This window comes from Sphaerimonospora mesophila (genome assembly GCF_001417795.1).
Classification (GTDB): domain Bacteria; phylum Actinomycetota; class Actinomycetes; order Streptosporangiales; family Streptosporangiaceae; genus Sphaerimonospora; species Sphaerimonospora mesophila.
This window is the reverse complement of sequence record NZ_BCBX01000072.1, coordinates 1-14874: the sequence shown is the minus strand read 5'-3', so window position 1 is coordinate 14874 and position 14874 is coordinate 1. Positions and strand designations below refer to the sequence as shown.

Here is a 14874-nt window from a genome sequence, read left to right as displayed (position 1 = left end):
GGCCGCCTCGACCGCCGCGCGCACAGCTTTCGCGGTCCCTTCGCTGGTACGGGCGTTCATGATCCACCTCCTGGAACCGACCGTTCACCTGTCCATTCTCGGTACCCACAGAGGAGATCGTCTCCTTCCGGCGACGCAGCTGAAGTCGACCGAATCGACCGGGCGATCATGAAGGTCCTGAACCGCCTCACGTTGGCCACACTCATAGCCGACGCTTGAACCCGACGCCTCCAGTCCATCCAGCGCCGGTCCGCGAGAGAGCAGGACAGCCTGACCACTGAGGACGTCGGTGGTCAGCACCGACAGCGGGAGCCGGGCGTCCTCCAGGTTCTCGATCGGGAGGATGCGCTCCAGGAACCGGCGCGGCGAGTACACACGTATGACGTGTCGCATCGACCTGGTCATCGACGGACCCCGATGCTCCCGAAACTGTCCGGGGACGCACTTGGATCTCGGCCACACCAGCGTCATCGTGACCATCATGTCCCCGACAGCGCCGGCGGGGGAGAGGCGAGTGCAGTCACGCCTAGCGCACTCGTCCCGACGTCGGGACTCGGTACAGCTCTGCTGACCGCGGAGAACCCACGGCGTAGGACGGCCGCCACAACTGCCATCCGTCCGGAAGCGATCCTTGCAAATCCCGGCGGGCACTGGCGAACTCGAACTCATTTGCTCACACCTGCTGACGAACCAGGATTCAACGTCCTACACTGGGTGCTCCTGACAAAGATCATTACTTTTAGTCAAGAATGGATTTCCTTCAGAGCCGGGCGCAGCACACAGCCCAGGGCTGCGGGAGGTCTCATATGAGCTACAAGGAGCGCAGCGATGGTGACAAAGCCGCGAGTTCTGCTGGTGTCCATGGTGACGGGCGGCCTTCTCACCCTGACCCTGGGTGCCGTCGGAATAGAGCGGATCGTCTCGCGCGCCTGCGGATGAGCTCTGGATCTGGCTCAGAACACGCGAGATGCGAGCCGGATCCAGATCCACTTCCCACCCATGAAACCAAGTGGTGCTGAAACTGACGTTCAGATCATGCTCCGGTGATCGCTAAGTGGCTCCCGAACACGCTGATAATCGGTGCCGCTTCAAAGTGTCAAAACCAGACAGCCTGCCATTGGTGAGCGTTGACGGCTTCGCCTACCCCGCCAGCCATCCGACCGTGGTGCGAACAGGCGGTTGCTGTGCTTGCTCAGTCGGGATGAGCCGTGAGGGTGGCGCCGATGGCTTGGGCGAGCTCTATCGGCAGGGGATATGGACGTTCCGCGGGAAGCATGTCCGTAACGTCCCGGCCGTCGCGTAGCGTGTGTCGGATATCGCGGACCCGCTCGGTCAGGTCATTGATCGCCAGGATCCACAGATCGAGGTAGCGGGCGACGGCGGCGCCGGACAGGCTCATCTGGATCGATCGGTACGGTAGAGGATTGTGGTGCGGGTCGCGTTCGGGATCCCGCTGGATCCGAACCGGACTTTCGCGCAGACGTTTCTTCCACACCGCATGGTCTTTGGCGAAAAGGCTCCGGGTATCCAAGACCTGCCGGTGCACGTGCTGCGTCACAGCCGGTCTTGATCGTGAACGGACGCCGAACCCTGGAAACTCGATTGCCGTGCCCGTGCACGTGGCCGGACCATGCCGGAATGAGCCAGGAAGTGCTTCCGTCCCCGCCGCCCGCGGAGGGCGTACGGATCCCGTGGTCGGCGATGCCGGAGGACCTGAGGCTCGCCGTCGAGCGGCACCTCGGCGACCGGGTGGCCCAGGCGATCACGCAGCGCGGGGGCTTTTCACCGGGGGTGGCCGCCCGGCTGCGGCTCGCGGGCGGCGGCCGGGCGTTCGTCAAGGCGGTCGGGCCGCGGCCCAACCCCCGCACCCCCGACATCCACCGCGCCGAGGCGAGGGTGGCCGCCGCGCTGCCGGCCGGTGTGCCGGCACCCCGGCTGCTCACCGCGTTCGACCGGGACGGCTGGGTGGTGCTGCTGTTCGAGGACGTCGAGGGGCGCATGCCCGCCCAGCCCTGGGTTCCCGGCGAGCTGGCCCTCGTGCTCGACGCGCTGGCCGACCTCGCCGAAGCGCTCACCCCCGCCCCGGTGCACCTCCCGCCCGCCGCCGAGCGGTTCGACGACCAGTTCCGGGGCTGGCGACGCCTGGCCGCGGACGACGGCGACCCGGCCGCCGCCCTCGACCCCTGGGTCGTACGGCACCTGCCGCGGCTGGTGGAACTGGAGGAGTCCTGGGGCCGGGCGGCCGAGGGCGTCACCCTCGCCCACGCCGACATGCGGGCCGACAACCTGCTGCTCACCGCTGACGGCCGGATGCTCGTGGTCGACTGGCCCCACGCGTGCCTGGCCGCGCCGTGGTTCGACCTGCTCGGGATGCTGCCCAGCGTGACCATGCAGGGCGGGCCGCCGCCGGCCGAGGTCTTCGACGGCCATCCGGTCGCCAAGGGTGCCGACCCCGACGCGGTCACCGCGGTTCTGGCCGCGATGACCGGATACTTCCTGCAGCGAGGGCTCCTCCCTCCGCCGCCCGGTCTGCCCACATTGCGGGCGTTCCAGCTCGCGCAGGGCAGGGCGGCGCTGGAGTGGCTACGACAGCGAACCGGCTGGAGGTGAGGCGGCGCCGCGCCCCCTGGGTGAGTCCGCTGGACAACCACCACCTCCGGCCCGCATCGGCATCGGCAGCAGGCCCGAGCCATCAGTCGGCCCACGAGAGAACGAATCGAGTCCGGGTCCGAACCAAGACTCGGACCCGGACTCAACCTGGAGATCCTGCGGGATCGCGGCGGCATCCGTACTTCTCACCGTCATCACGTTCGAGGGCAGCCATCACCGCCAGTACAGACGTCGCCCCTCGGCCTTCGGCCTCGTGGTCAGGAGCCGCCGTATGCGGCTACGTCCGCCGACCACGAGCAGTCCCGGCAGGCGTAGGTGGCGGAACCGGACCGGGACGCGACTCAGGGATCCCCCGACGCCGCGGGAGTCCGTTCGAAGAGGCTGCCGGTTGATGGCCGGCCTCGATGATCGCTGCGAGATCAGCCTCGGTGAATCGGACGTGCTTGCCGAAGCGAGTATGCGGGACCTGTCGCTTGGCGACCTTCTCCCTGAGCCACGACTCGGGGATGTTCAGCCGCTCTGCGGCCTGCTTGAAGTTGAGCAGCGGCTCGGTCACACAGCCCCACCTCGCCATCTCGCTTGCCTGCGGAGACGACGCCGCTCGTCTTCAGTAGTGCCACCCCAGATCCCGTAGATCTCTCCGCGGGCCATGCTGTACGCGAAGCAGTCCCCGCGAACCGGGCAGGAGGCGCAGATCCGCTTGGCGGGCCGACAGGACCCTCCCTGCTCCGGATAGAACAGGCCCGGATCCATGTCCTTACAGGCGGCGAATCGCCACCAGTCCTCACGTCGATCGCTATCGGTCGCTGTCGCCACGGCTTCCCCCCGCTGCTGATTCGCCACTGACTGCCACGGCCGCATCGGGCACCCTGATCTCCCACAGGACGCGGGCGGCGTCGCCGTCTACCGGCGAGCCGTTGCCGCTGATGGACCCCCGTCCGAGGGGGCTGGGGACGATGCGGAAGCCGGCGTCCCACAGGCCGGTACCGGGCACGTCGATGCGCGTGTAAGTGATCAGGCGCCGGTAGCCCATCGCATGCACCTCGCGCCATGCCGCGCCCAGCAGCCTGGAGTTGACGTCGGACCTGCCGTCGGTGGCCAGGCAGAGGAGCTCGGCCGTGTCGCCGTCGTCGAAGACCTCAGCGGCGGGCCAGCCGATGAGCGCGACCCCGAGGAGTGTCCCCTCACCGGTCTGGACACCGATGGCGAACGCAGCCTCGACCAGCGGGACGAGGTGGGGCTGGGTCCAGGCGATGAATGCCCGTGCGGTCTGGATTGCCACCGGTGAAATCACCAGCTGGCGGTTCTCCGGACGCTCCGGGCTGTTCAGGCCCTCGCGCTCGTTGGCGATTGTCTGGTTCTCATTCCTGCTCTCCATGATGTTGTCGGGACACGTTTCTCCGGATGCTGCGCCACGGGCCTGCGAGGCGGGTCCGTGGCGCATGACCAGGACAGCAGGGGGCTCAGAGACCGCTCAGAGAGCCCACCTCAAGATCGGCCTCGGAGGTGAGTCCTGCGGGCTCTGAACAGCTCAGAGATCGCGAATGGCGGATTATGTGAAAACTCTGAAGCGGAACTCTGAATCGGCTCTGAGCAAATTCTGAGGCGGTGCGTACACCGGTTTCGAGACCAACGAATTCCTCTCGGACTGGAGTAGGGAAATGAGCTCCGAACTCACCGCCGGCTCACCGCTCGACACCGCGGAGACCTCGTTCCGGCTGCTGGCCACCGGACCGGGGGCCCTGTCCCTGAACTGCGCCACGCTCGCCCCCGGTCGTCTCCCCAGAGGTGAGGTGAACCTGCTGGAGCTGCGGATGTTGCTGGCTGCCCGGCACGTCAGCGACGAGGTCCGCGACGCCGTCTGGCGGGAGCTGGTCACCCGGTCGCGGGAGCGCAAGGGCGCCTGGACGGTCGCCGCCGTCGGCATGGCGATGCCCGCCCTCCGCATGATCGCCGCCTCGTTGACCCGCGACCTCTCCTGCGGTGACCCGGCTGATGTCGACTCCGAGATCCTGGCCGGTTACCTGCGCGCCCTGCGCCGGATGGACCTCGACATGCCCGACGTCCGTCCCCGGCTGTGCCAGGCGGCCCGGTACGCGGGCGAGCGTGCCGTACGGCACATCGCCGCGAAGGTGGAGCGGCGGCAGCCGCCGGACGAGTCGCCTCCCCCGCCACGGCCCCGTCCCCACAACAAGCCGTATTCCGACCTGGTGCTGGTCGACGCGGTGGCCACGGGCGTGCTCAGTGAGCTGGACGCCGAACTGATCCTCCTGACCCGCCTGGGCGACATGCCGCTGTGGCAGCCGTCCGGCACGACTCCCCCGCCCTCCGCTTCCTCTTCCACAGGGTGTGTGGACGAGGAAGCGCCTACGGCTTCCGCGCGGAGCCAGGGAACTCCGGATGCAGAAATGGCAACCGACCCGAAGGGAGGCAGGGACACCACCCCTGACTCCGCGCGGATCTCCTCCCACCCCCGGCCACCCTTCGCTCGCCGCATCCCCCGGCCGTACGGCAGTGGGGCGTGCTGCCCTGCAGCAGGCAGCACAGATGGCACCAGACGGCGCGGCTGGTCGCCTTCCGCCTCCTGCCGATGCTGGCCGGCACGGTGCCGTTCGTCACCATCGCGGCGACCAGCGCCATGGCCTCCTCCATCGTCGCCGCCACGCCGTCCGACCTGAACACGGTCTTCAACAACCTGCGGAACTGGCTGATCGGCCTGCTGGCGACGCTGGCCACGCTGATGCTGACCCTCGGTGGGCTGCGCTACCTGGTGGCGGGCGGCGACCCAGGCGAGGTCCAGAAAGCGAAGGCGGCGTTGAAGGCCGCCGCCTTCGGCTACGCGCTCGCCATACTGGCCCCGCTCTTCGTGAGCGTCCTCAAGCGGATCGTGGGGTGAGCCCCGTGATCCCAACCCTCGAGAAGCTCCCCGAAGTCGGCAGACAGCGACCAGAAACGGAAACACCCATTGCCGCAGCCGCGCTGCCAGCCGCTTCCCCTGCCGCTGCCGCGTTGCCCGACCAGCCCGCCGCCGCTTGCAGTGCACCGAAGGTGGCAAGGCCGCCTGCCCCCGCGGCCGCGCGGGTGGCAGCACACCTGGTCATCGCTGCCGCCGCCGTCATCGGCGTCTGCGCCGTAGTAGCCGTCGTTACCGCGACCGCTGCCGAGGCTGCCACCCCGATACCCGCGCCTTCCCCGATTCCCATGCCCTCCCCGATGCCTGTGCCGTCCCCGTCCATCCCCGGGGAGCTGCCGCCCTCGGAGGGTACGGGGATCGGGTTCGGGTTCGGTGACTGGATCACCGGTCAGATCAATTCCTGGTTCGCCAACCTGGTGTATCTGGCGATCAAGCCGCTGCTGGACCTGCTGGCGGTGACGCTGCTGGCCACCCCGGACGTGGCCGGCAGTGGCCGGGTCTTCGACCTGTGGAAGGCCAACGCCGCGATCGCCAACACCGGGTTCGTCCTGCTGGCCACCATTGGTGCGATCAGCGCGATGGGCCACCAGACCGTGCAGACCCGCTACGCGGTCAAGGAGGTCCTGCCCCGCCTGTGCGTCGCCATCTTGGCCGCGAACACCAGCTTCCTGCTCTGCGGCAAGGTCATCGCGATCGCCAACGCCCTGTCCAAAGCCCTGCTTGGGCAGGACTTCGACGGCCACCGCGCCGCCGCGACCCTCCAGCTGTGGATCATCGCGCCGGGCATGCAGCACCAGATCTTCTTCATCCTGCTCGCCCTGGTCGCGGTCATCCTGCTGCTGCTGTTGCTGGTCACGTTCGTCATGCGGGCGGCGCTGATCCTGCTGCTGATGGTCGCGTCCCCGCTCGCGCTGGCCTGCCTGGCCCTGCCCTACACCGACGGGCTGGCCCGGTTCTGGTGGCGCGCCTTCTGCGGGCTGTTGCTCATCCAGGTCGCCCAGTCCCTCACCCTCGTGCTGGCGGTAAGGGTCTTCTTCAACCAGGACGGCCGGCTGCTGCTCGCCGTCGCTCCGACCGGCCAGCTCGTCAACCTGGTGCTCGCCCTCTGTCTGCTGATCATCTTGATCCGCATCCCGGGCTGGATCTCCCGCCGGATCTTCGCCCAGACTGGCGGCCGGGGCTGGATGGTCACTCGGATGGTCAAGTACGCCCTGGCCTACAAGCTCACCTCGCCCGTTTTGAACGCCCTGCACCTCGGGCGGGGCGGACGCGGCAGCCGGACCTCCGGAACTGCCAGGACGGCAGGGGGCGTTGCCGCTCACGCCATGGCCGGCAAAGCGATGGCCGGCAGGGTCCTGCCCGCGATTGCCGCCGGTCCTGCCGGTACGGCTGCAGCTGCCGCCGCAGGGAGTGCCGTTGCCGCGGCCCGTGGCGGCGCCGGTCCCGTCAAGCACGCGCCGGTGGCGGCCCGGCGTCCGATCCGCGCGGAGGACTGGCAGCCCGGCCCGGTCAAGCATGCGCCGTCCGCTCCCGCTGTCCAGGGCAAGTACCGGATGCCGCCGCGGCCGTCGGCCCCGCTACCCCGTACCACTCCGGTGTACGGGTACCCGCGCGAGGCCTACTACGCGAACGGCCCGGCCGGGCTCGCGCAGATGGCCCGGCTGCGCAACCCATCCACCCCGCCGCCCACCGCCACGGATGGGGTCCGGCCGATCGTCCCGCCGAATGCTCCGACTCCGGGCAGCGTCGACTGGCCCGAGAATCCCGGGGCCCGCCGCACCCCACCCCGGCGTGGGCGTGGTGGCCGCCCGTCCGGTTCCGGTGATAACCGCCCGTCCGGCTCTGGTGGAGGTGGCCGATGAGCTGGGTGCAGCCGGTCCGCATCCCCGCCGACGTGGACCAGGAAGACAAGATCCTCGCCGGGTTCACGGCCCGCCAGGTCGCCATCCTCGCCGGAACCGGGGCGCTGATCTACGCCGCCTATCTGCTCGCCGGTGAGCGGGTGCCGCCGGTGGTCTGCGCCGCTGTGGCCCTGCCGGTCGCGGTGGCCGGGATCCTGCTGGCCGTCGCGCAGCACGACGGCGTGTCGCTCGACCGCTACCTGCTCGCCGTGGCACGCCACCTGCGCTCACCCAAACGCCTGGTGTCCACTCCGCAGGAGGTTCCGGCGCCTCCCGCCTGGATCGGCGTCAAGCCCGGCCCCCTTCCCGCGCCGCTACGCCTTCCCGTCCGGGGGATGGCCGGGGATGGGCTGGTCGATCTCGGCCCGGACGGCATAGCGGCCGTCGCGGAGGTGTCGACGGTCAGCTTCGCGCTGCGGACGCCGGATGAGCAGGACGCGCTGGTCGCGGTGTTCGGACGCTGGCTCAACTCACTGTCGGGCCCTGCGCAGATCCTGGTCCGCGCCGAACGAGTCGATCTCAGCCAGACCATCGCCACCCTCGAGCGCAACGCCCGCCAACTTCCACACCCCGCGCTGTCGGCCGCCGCGCTTCAGCACGCCGACTTCCTCGCCCAGATCGGCGAGCGCCACGACCTGCTCCGCCGACAGGTCCTCCTGGTCGTTCGCGAGCCCGCACCTGGCAAGGCGCGTGAGGCCGCGGCGGCCCGTGCCCTGCGGCGGCTGGAGGAGGCGGCCCGGTTGCTGTCCGCGTGCGGGCTGACCGTACGGCTTCTGGACGAGGCGGCTACCTGCGGTTTGCTGGCGGCCTGCTTCGACCCGTCGGCACCGCCGTTGCCCGCCGCCGAGATGGCGGCTCCGGGCGAGGTCATCATGAGAGGAGAAGGCTGGTGAAGCTCGCATTCCGCCGTACAGCAGATCGTGCGCACGGGTTCGGCCCGGACGCGGTCGAGGTCCAGCCCCGGCGTCTCCACGTGGGCGGCAGCCAGTGCGCGACGCTCGCCATCACCGGCTACCCGCGCGAGGTCACGCCGGGCTGGCTCGAACCGCTGCTCACCCACCCGGGGCGGTTGGACGTGTCGTTCCACATCGAGCCCGTGCCGTCGCTGGTGGCCTCCGACCGGCTGCGCAAGCAGCTCGCACGGCTGGAGTCCGGGTTGCGCAGCGACCAGCAGCACGGCCGGCTCGCCGACCCCGGGGCGGAGGTCGCTGCTGAGGACGCCCAGGATCTCGCGTCCCGGATCGCGCGCGGTCAGGCCAAGCTGTTCCGCACCTCGATCTACCTCACCGTCCACGCCACCACGACCGAGGAGCTGGAGGACGCCTGCGCCCAGGTCCGCGCGCTGGCCGCCTCGCTCCTGCTGGACGCCCGCGTGGTGACCTTCCGGCAGCTCCAGGGCTGGGTGTCGGCGCTGCCGGTGGCGTACGACAACCTCCAGATGCGCCGTACCTTCGACACCCCAGCGCTCGCGGCGGCCTTCCCCTTCACCTCACCCGACCTGGCCACCGACCTCGGACCCACCACGGTCCTGTACGGCGCGAACGCCGCCAGCGCCTCCCTGGTCGCCTGGGACCGGTTCGCCCAGCCCAACCACAACTCGACCATCCTCGGCTGCTCCGGCGGCGGAAAGTCCTACCTGGCCAAGCTGGAGGCGCTGCGCTCGCTGTACACGGGGGTCGAGGTCGCCGTCATCGACCCCGAAGACGAGTACGCCCGCCTGTGCACGGCCGTCGGCGGCGCCTACCTTCACCTCGGCGCGGCGAACATCCGCCTCAACCCCTTCGACCTGATGCCCACACACCAGAGAGAAGGCGCCCAGCGGGAAGGCGACGCACTGACCCGGCGCTCGCTGTTCCTGCACACGTTGATCGCGGTCATGCTCGGCGAGCCGCTCGACAAGACAAACAAGGCGGCTCTCGACCGCGCCATCATCGCCACCTACAAGGGCGCGGGGATCACCTTCGACCGGCGAACCTGGAAACGCCGCCCGCCGCTCATGAAGGATCTGGTAAGCGCACTTACCAACGATGGTGACCCCGCAGCAGCCGAGATCGCCGCCGGACTCGCACCGTACGTGACCGGCACACACCGCCGGCTCTTCGACGGCCACACCACCACCCAGCCCGACTCCCACCTGATCGTCTTCTCACTCCGCGACCTGCCCGACGAACTCAAGGCCATCGGCACGCTACTCACCCTGGACGCTGTCTGGCGCCGCGTCTCCGACCCGGTCAACCGCCGCCCCCGTCTCGTGGTGGTCGACGAGGCCTGGCTGCTCATACGCGATCCGGAGGGCGCAAAGTTCCTGCTGAGGATGGCCAAGGCCGCCCGGAAACACTGGGCCGGTCTGTCGGTGGTCACCCAGGACGCCGCCGACCTGCTCGGCTCCGACATCGGCCAGGCGATCATCGCCAACTCCACCACCCAGATCCTCCTTCGCCAGGCACCCCAGGCGATCGACCAAGTCGCCGAGGCGTTCCGCCTGTCCGACGGGGAGCGGCAGCTCCTGCTGGCGGCAGATCGCGGTTTCGGCCTCTTGGCCGCAAACTCCGGCGCCTCCCGCGTGGCCTTCCGAGTCCTGGCCAGCGAACAGGAACACCGCCTGGTCACCTCCTCACCCGAGGAGCTGGCGGCCTACGGAGAACTCACCACCTACGAGGAGGACGATCTGTGAGCACGTCAGGGTCAATTCCGCAGCCGCGCACGCCACGGATGATCTCCGTACGCGACCGCGAGAGCCTCATCCAACCAGCCACGCCGTACGCGATCGAGCACGGGCAGCACCTCGGTGAAGTCGAGCTCGTCCTTCGGGCGCGGGTCCTTGGCTTTGAACAGCAACTGCACCTCGGGCGCGATCCGCGCAACCCCGTTATCCACGATCGTCAGGGTCGACAGCGGGCGGCGGATCCGCGGATCACGCCGGTACACCCACATCTCGCCGTCGGCCTCATCCAGCATCAGCTGGAACCGCCACGGCCCACCGGGATGCTCGCGCACCCAGATGTCGTGAACGTGGCCCGGCAACACCTCGTCCATCGGCCACGGGCGCAGTCCCGGAGGATCGGCTGCGTGCACATCCCACCCGGCCAGCAGCGCGCGTACGGCCTGCTGGTCACGGCGCAGCACCGAGATGTCCACATCCGCGTGCTCCCGGTAGGAACGGCCGACCGCCAGCTCGATCGCGTACCCACCGCTCACCCACCACGGCACGGCCAACCCCTGAAACAGCGCGACCACCTCAGTCAGCGGCGCCGGCTCCCACGGCCCCCACAGTGTCTCGATACGCGGCACCCCGTCATCATCACCGATCGGCGCGAGGCGGGTGAAACCCAATGATCCACGACCTTCTCTACGACCCCGACCGCTTCCTCGACCTGTTGCTGGCCTGGCTGGACGGCCACGTCTGGCAGGCGACCTTCATACTCTCAGCCGCCGCGTTCGTCCTCGAGGCGCTCCGCTCCCTGGTCGTACGGCTCCGCCACCGCGCCGCGACCAACGGGGCTCGGTGTGTGGAGATCCTCGCCCCTCCGGTGGCGGACATGCCCGGCGCGGAGGCGCTGTGGACGAACCTGATGGGGTTGCTGCGCCCGGCCTGGAAGCGTGTGCTGTTCGGCCAGCCGCATCTGGCCTTCGAGTACGTCTTCGGCGTCGGCGGCGTACGGATCCGGCTGTGGGTCCCCGGCACCGTTCCCCAGCACCTGGTGGAGCACGCGATCGAGTCGGCCTGGCCATCGGCACGCACGGCGGTCGTGGAGGCGGCCCCGCCGGTGCCACTGACCGGGCAGGCGACCGGCGGGCACCTGGTGATCGCGCGCAGCGAGTTGCTGCCGATCCGCCACGCTCACGACCGGGATCCGCTGCGCGCTCTGCTCGGTGCCGGGGTCGGCATGCCCACCTGGCAGCACGCCGCCGTCCAGATCCTCGCCCGCCCCGCCACCGGCCGCCGCCTGGCCCAGGTGATCAGCGGCGGGCCCGCCGGAGTGACCACTCGGGGCGGCCTGACGGGTGCACTGGCCGTACCGCTCGGGCTGGTACGGGGCCTTCTGGATTTCGTCACGCCCGGTCCGATGCACCCCCGGCTCCACCCAGCGCATCTCCACCCGGCCAATCGCGTCGTCCGGCTGGAGGAGTCGGCCGAGGCCCGGGCCATCCGCGATAAAGCCCAGCGCCCCCGGTACGAGGTCGCGATCCGCTACGCCGTACACGCCAACGACCTCGTGATGGGCGACGAGCGCAACGCCAAACAGTCGCGCGAGGCCCGGCGGAGCGCGATCCGGGGCCGGGCGCATGCGATCGCTTCGTCGTTCGCGCTGTTCTCCGGGCACAACCGGCTGGAACGGCATCGGCTTCCGCTGCCCGCCGCCAGGCTGGCCTCCCGGCGGTTCGGGCGCGGGTTTCTGCTGTCGGTCCCTGAACTCGCCGCGCTCGCGCACCTTCCCCTGGACGTCGCCGTTCCGGGTCTGCCCCGTGCCGGGGCCAGGTCCGTCCCGCCCGCACCACAAGTCGCCTCGGCGGGCAAGGTCCTCGGGTTCTCCGATGCCGGGCATGAGCGGCCGGTCGCGCTGCGGGTGGCCGACTCCTGCCACCACGTGCACGTCCTCGGTCCCAACGGCACCGGCAAGAGCACCCTGCTGGCCCAGATGATCCTGTCCGACATCGAGGCCGGCCGTGGCGTGGCCGTGATCGAGGCCAAGGGCGACCTGATCACCGACCTGCTCGGCCTCATCCCCGAACAGGCGGCGGACAAGGTCGTGCTCATCGACCCCGACGACCGTCATCCCTGGCCGGCGCTGAACGTTCTCGGCGGTTCCAACGAGATCGGCGTGGACAACCTCGTCGGGATCTTCCACAAGATCTACGCCGACTACTGGGGGCCACGCACCGACGACATCCTGCGCGGCTGCGCGCTCACGCTGGCGCACCACGGGGGCACCCTCGCCGACGTCCCGCTGCTGCTCACCAACTCGGCCTACCGCGCCGACCTCGTCGAAGCGCTCAACGACCAATTCCGCTGGGCTTCTGGCACTGGTACGACAACCTGTCCGAACAGGCCCAGGCGCACGTCACCGCGCCGATCATGAACAAGCTGCGGGCCTTCCTGCTCCGGCCGTTCGTCCGCAGCGTCATCGGCTCGGCCACGTCGACGTTCGACCTCGGCGACGTCCTGGACGGGGGAATCCTGCTCGCGCGCCTGCCCAAGGGCGTCCTCGGCGACGACAGCGCCCGACTGCTGGGTTCGCTGATCCTCGCCCAGGTCTGGCAGGCCGCCGCCCGCCGGGCCCGGCTCGGCCACGCCCGCTCGCCCGCAGCGCTGTACGTGGATGAGACGCAGAACTTCCTCAATCTGCCGCACACGCTGAGTGAGATGCTCGCCGAAGCCCGCGCCTACCGGCTGTCGATGGTGCTCGCCCACCAGCACCTGGCCCAGCTTCCCCGCGATCTGCGTCAGGCGATCAGCTCCGATGCCCGCAACAAGGTGTACTTCTCGCTCTCACCTCAGGACGCCCGCGAGGTCGAGCACCACTTCAGCCCGCACCTGACCGCGCACGACCTGGCCAACATGGACGCCTTCCAGGCCGCCGCACGTCTCGTGGTGCGCTCGGCGGAGGTCCCGCCCTTCACCCTGCGCACCCGGCCACTGCCCGAACCCGATCCCGGCCTCGCCGAGCGCGTCCGGATCGCCGCCTCCCGGGCGCACGGACGGCACCCGGCCGCCACGGATCCCCTTCCGGAAGGAGACCCCCGCAACCAACCCAAAGGAGAATCGTGAACCAGCACTACACGCCCCGCGTCCTGGACTCGCTCGTCATCCGGCTCACCGACCACGACCGGCGGTTGCTGCGCCTGGTCTGGACGCATGAGGTCCTGACCACCCACCAGCTTCTGCAGGCGGCGTTCGGCAACGACCACACCGGCCGTCACCGCCTGGTGAAGCTGACCCGCTTCGGCGCGCTCGACCGCTTCCGCCCCCGGCCGCCCCTCGGCTCCGCGCCCTGGCACTACGTCCTGGGCGAGGCCGGCGCCGCCGTACTGGCCCACGAGGACGGCGTCACCCTCTCCGAGTTCGGCTACCGGCGCGGCCAGGCGCTCGCGATCGCTTACAGCCAGCGGCTCGCGCACACCGTCGGCGTCAACGGCGTCTTCGCCGCCCTGTCCGGCCACGGCCGCCGCGCCGGGGGCTGCAGTCTGGACAGCTGGTGGACCGAAGCGCGGTGCAAGGCCATGTGGGGCAAGCACGTGCGCCCCGACGCCTATGGAAGGTGGAGCGAGAACAACCTCACGCTGGACTTCTTCCTCGAATACGACACCGGCACCGAATCCCTCGACCGGGTCGCCGCCAAGCTCCGCGGATACGCCTCACTCGCCACGGCCAGCGGGATCGACACCCCAGTCCTGTTCCTGACCAGCACCCCGCGCCGCGAAGCCAACCTGCATGAACGACTCCGGCTGCGCGGCTCGCTCGTGTCGGTGCCCGTCGCCACCGCCACTGTGGACCAGGAACCGCACGGGGCGATATGGCTACCCGGCAACCGGACCGAAGGACGGCTCCGCCTCGCCGACCTCGCGCGCCACTTCGGCCAAGAGGGGCGGGAGGGGCAGCCGTGATCGCGGAATTCGGACTCGGCAAGCTCATCGCCACCGGCGGCGGCCTGGTCTGTAGCGTCGTCGTCATCGCCGGACTGGGCGGCGGAGCCAAGTACGCCCTTACGGCCTCCGACACGACCAAGCTCAGGTCCGCCATCTGTGCCTACGCCGCCTCGCCCGACGCGGTACGACAGGTGCCCGCCCACCTCGGGCTCTCCTCCCAGCAGGTGGCGAACGCACGAAAGATCGTGAACATCGCCGCCGAGCTGGGACTGTCCAAGCGGGCCGCAGAGATCGCCCTCGCGACCGCGATTCAGGAAAGCAGCCTTACCAACTTAACGAGCGGTAACGGATCGTACGGCCTGTTCCAGCAGCAGCCGTCCCAAGGTTGGGGGACGAAGCAGCAGGTTACGGACCCGTCCCACGCGGCCCGGTCCTTCTACACGCGCCTGATCAAGGTTCCCGGCTGGGAGAACATGCCGCTCACCAGGGCCGCAGCGCTCGTCCAGCGCCCCCGCGAGGACCTGCGCGACGCGTACGCCAAACACGAACCGCGCGCCAAAACGCTCGTCGCCCGGTTGTGGAAGGACAAAGCCCCCGGGCGAGCGCCTGTGGACACAGCCACGAGCAACGACGTACGAGTCAGCATCCAAGCTGCGGCCGGCCTCGGCGTTCCACGTGACACAGTTGTGGCCAGCCTCGCCGCCGACCTCGCCCGCCAACACTCAGGCGAGCAACCCGGCGCAGACAAGATCAGGAAACGTGCCGACGCCATCGTGACCACGGTCGCCGGACAGCTCTGCAAGGAGCTGAAAGCCCAGCTAAGTGATCCTGCTGACGACACCGCTTCTCGGGGAGGCGCGA

At 69.7% G+C, this 14874-nt stretch carries 14 protein-coding genes and 1 pseudogene; 10 read left to right on the top strand and 5 right to left on the bottom strand.

Translation table 11 applies throughout. The features are described from left to right. Positions 1–1192: 1192 nt before the first annotated feature. Complete coding sequence (locus tag AP234_RS33850) at positions 1193–1558, bottom strand: DUF4291 family protein (protein ID WP_235558542.1); 366 nt, start codon at positions 1556–1558, stop codon at positions 1193–1195. Positions 1559–1638: 80 nt separating this feature from the next. Between AP234_RS33850 and AP234_RS33845 the strand changes: the two genes are divergently transcribed. Next, entirely contained in the window at positions 1639–2610 is a 972-nt protein-coding gene (locus AP234_RS33845; RefSeq protein WP_055483840.1) for an aminoglycoside phosphotransferase family protein, read from the top strand. A 277-nt stretch (positions 2611–2887) separates the two neighbouring features. On the opposite strand, the gene AP234_RS35720 is transcribed toward AP234_RS33845, so the two are convergent. Genes AP234_RS35720 through AP234_RS33840 form a run of 3 tightly spaced genes read right to left on the bottom strand, consistent with a single transcriptional unit; the run spans position 2888 to position 3988 of the window. Next, positions 2888–3184 carry a helix-turn-helix domain-containing protein gene (locus AP234_RS35720; RefSeq protein ID WP_083502678.1) on the bottom strand — a complete coding sequence of 99 codons (297 nt, stop codon included), beginning with the start codon at positions 3182–3184 and terminating at the stop codon, positions 2888–2890. Beyond that, positions 3163–3363, bottom strand: coding sequence for a WhiB family transcriptional regulator (locus AP234_RS39770; protein WP_200926847.1), 201 nt, complete (start codon positions 3361–3363; stop codon positions 3163–3165). The genes AP234_RS35720 and AP234_RS39770 overlap by 22 nt, the downstream gene beginning before the upstream one ends. Positions 3364–3406: 43 nt before the next feature. Beyond that, positions 3407–3988 carry an XF1762 family protein gene (locus AP234_RS33840; RefSeq protein ID WP_055483839.1) on the bottom strand — a complete coding sequence of 194 codons (582 nt, stop codon included), beginning with the start codon at positions 3986–3988 and terminating at the stop codon, positions 3407–3409. 283 nt (positions 3989–4271) lie between these two features. Between AP234_RS33840 and AP234_RS36895 the strand changes: the two genes are divergently transcribed. The 5 genes from AP234_RS36895 to AP234_RS33815 all read left to right on the top strand — a co-directional run bounded on the left by AP234_RS36895 (position 4272) and on the right by AP234_RS33815 (position 10099). Then, the gene (locus AP234_RS36895; RefSeq protein WP_152990778.1) at positions 4272–5288 is read left to right on the top strand and encodes a hypothetical protein; all 1017 of its coding nucleotides are present in this window, start codon (positions 4272–4274) and stop codon (positions 5286–5288) included. After that, positions 5249–5506, top strand: coding sequence for a hypothetical protein (locus AP234_RS33830; protein WP_200926846.1), 258 nt, complete (start codon positions 5249–5251; stop codon positions 5504–5506). Before AP234_RS36895 ends, AP234_RS33830 begins: the two co-directional genes overlap by 40 nt. Before the next feature lie 317 nt (positions 5507–5823). After that, positions 5824–7386, top strand: a complete 1563-nt coding sequence (locus AP234_RS33825) for a conjugal transfer protein TrbL family protein (RefSeq protein WP_055483837.1) — start codon at positions 5824–5826, stop codon at positions 7384–7386. Further along, a complete protein-coding gene (locus AP234_RS33820) occupies positions 7383–8318 on the top strand; it encodes a PrgI family protein (protein WP_055483836.1) in 936 nt (311 codons plus the stop codon). The genes AP234_RS33825 and AP234_RS33820 overlap by 4 nt, the downstream gene beginning before the upstream one ends. Then, on the top strand, positions 8315–10099 hold the full coding sequence (locus tag AP234_RS33815) for an ATP-binding protein (protein ID WP_235558541.1): 1785 nt from the start codon (positions 8315–8317) through the stop codon (positions 10097–10099). The genes AP234_RS33820 and AP234_RS33815 overlap by 4 nt, the downstream gene beginning before the upstream one ends. Before the next feature lie 11 nt (positions 10100–10110). Here the strand turns inward: AP234_RS33815 and AP234_RS33810 are convergent, their stop codons facing one another. Continuing rightward, positions 10111–10716 carry a nucleotidyltransferase domain-containing protein gene (locus AP234_RS33810; protein WP_055483843.1) on the bottom strand — a complete coding sequence of 202 codons (606 nt, stop codon included), beginning with the start codon at positions 10714–10716 and terminating at the stop codon, positions 10111–10113. Between the two features lie 41 nt (positions 10717–10757). On the opposite strand from AP234_RS33810, the gene AP234_RS33805 reads away from it, so the two are divergent. The 4 genes and pseudogenes from AP234_RS33805 to AP234_RS33790 form a co-directional block, all read left to right on the top strand. Next, positions 10758–12506: a hypothetical protein gene (locus tag AP234_RS33805; protein WP_055483835.1), complete on the top strand. Its 1749-nt coding sequence runs from the start codon at positions 10758–10760 to the stop codon at positions 12504–12506. Continuing rightward, the gene (locus AP234_RS38290) at positions 12503–13195 is read left to right on the top strand and encodes a TraM recognition domain-containing protein (protein ID WP_055483834.1); all 693 of its coding nucleotides are present in this window, start codon (positions 12503–12505) and stop codon (positions 13193–13195) included. The genes AP234_RS33805 and AP234_RS38290 overlap by 4 nt, the downstream gene beginning before the upstream one ends. Next, positions 13192–14031 (top strand): replication-relaxation family protein, encoded by an 840-nt coding sequence (locus AP234_RS33795; RefSeq protein ID WP_055483833.1) that lies wholly within the window; start codon positions 13192–13194, stop codon positions 14029–14031. The genes AP234_RS38290 and AP234_RS33795 overlap by 4 nt, the downstream gene beginning before the upstream one ends. Continuing rightward, positions 14028–14874: pseudogene (locus tag AP234_RS33790) on the top strand (hypothetical protein); the annotation flags it as partial. The gene AP234_RS33795 and the pseudogene AP234_RS33790, both read left to right, overlap by 4 nt.

What these genes read in the sequence shown, in the direction of transcription:
- AP234_RS33825 (WP_055483837.1), top strand. Translation starts at nt 5,824, where the DNA reads ATGCCTGTGCCGTCCCCGTCCATCCCCGGGGAGCTGCCGCCCTCGGAG.
- AP234_RS35720 (WP_083502678.1), bottom strand. Translation starts at nt 3,184, where the DNA reads ATGGCGAGGTGGGGCTGTGTGACCGAGCCGCTGCTCAACTTCAAGCAG.
- AP234_RS33845 (WP_055483840.1), top strand. Translation starts at nt 1,639, where the DNA reads ATGAGCCAGGAAGTGCTTCCGTCCCCGCCGCCCGCGGAGGGCGTACGG.
- AP234_RS38290 (WP_055483834.1), top strand. Translation starts at nt 12,503, where the DNA reads ATGAACAAGCTGCGGGCCTTCCTGCTCCGGCCGTTCGTCCGCAGCGTC.
- AP234_RS33830 (WP_200926846.1), top strand. Translation starts at nt 5,249, where the DNA reads ATGGCCTCCTCCATCGTCGCCGCCACGCCGTCCGACCTGAACACGGTC.
- AP234_RS33840 (WP_055483839.1), bottom strand. Translation starts at nt 3,988, where the DNA reads ATGGAGAGCAGGAATGAGAACCAGACAATCGCCAACGAGCGCGAGGGC.
- AP234_RS39770 (WP_200926847.1), bottom strand. Translation starts at nt 3,363, where the DNA reads ATGGATCCGGGCCTGTTCTATCCGGAGCAGGGAGGGTCCTGTCGGCCC.
- AP234_RS36895 (WP_152990778.1), top strand. Translation starts at nt 4,272, where the DNA reads ATGAGCTCCGAACTCACCGCCGGCTCACCGCTCGACACCGCGGAGACC.
- AP234_RS33820 (WP_055483836.1), top strand. Translation starts at nt 7,383, where the DNA reads ATGAGCTGGGTGCAGCCGGTCCGCATCCCCGCCGACGTGGACCAGGAA.
- AP234_RS33805 (WP_055483835.1), top strand. Translation starts at nt 10,758, where the DNA reads ATGATCCACGACCTTCTCTACGACCCCGACCGCTTCCTCGACCTGTTG.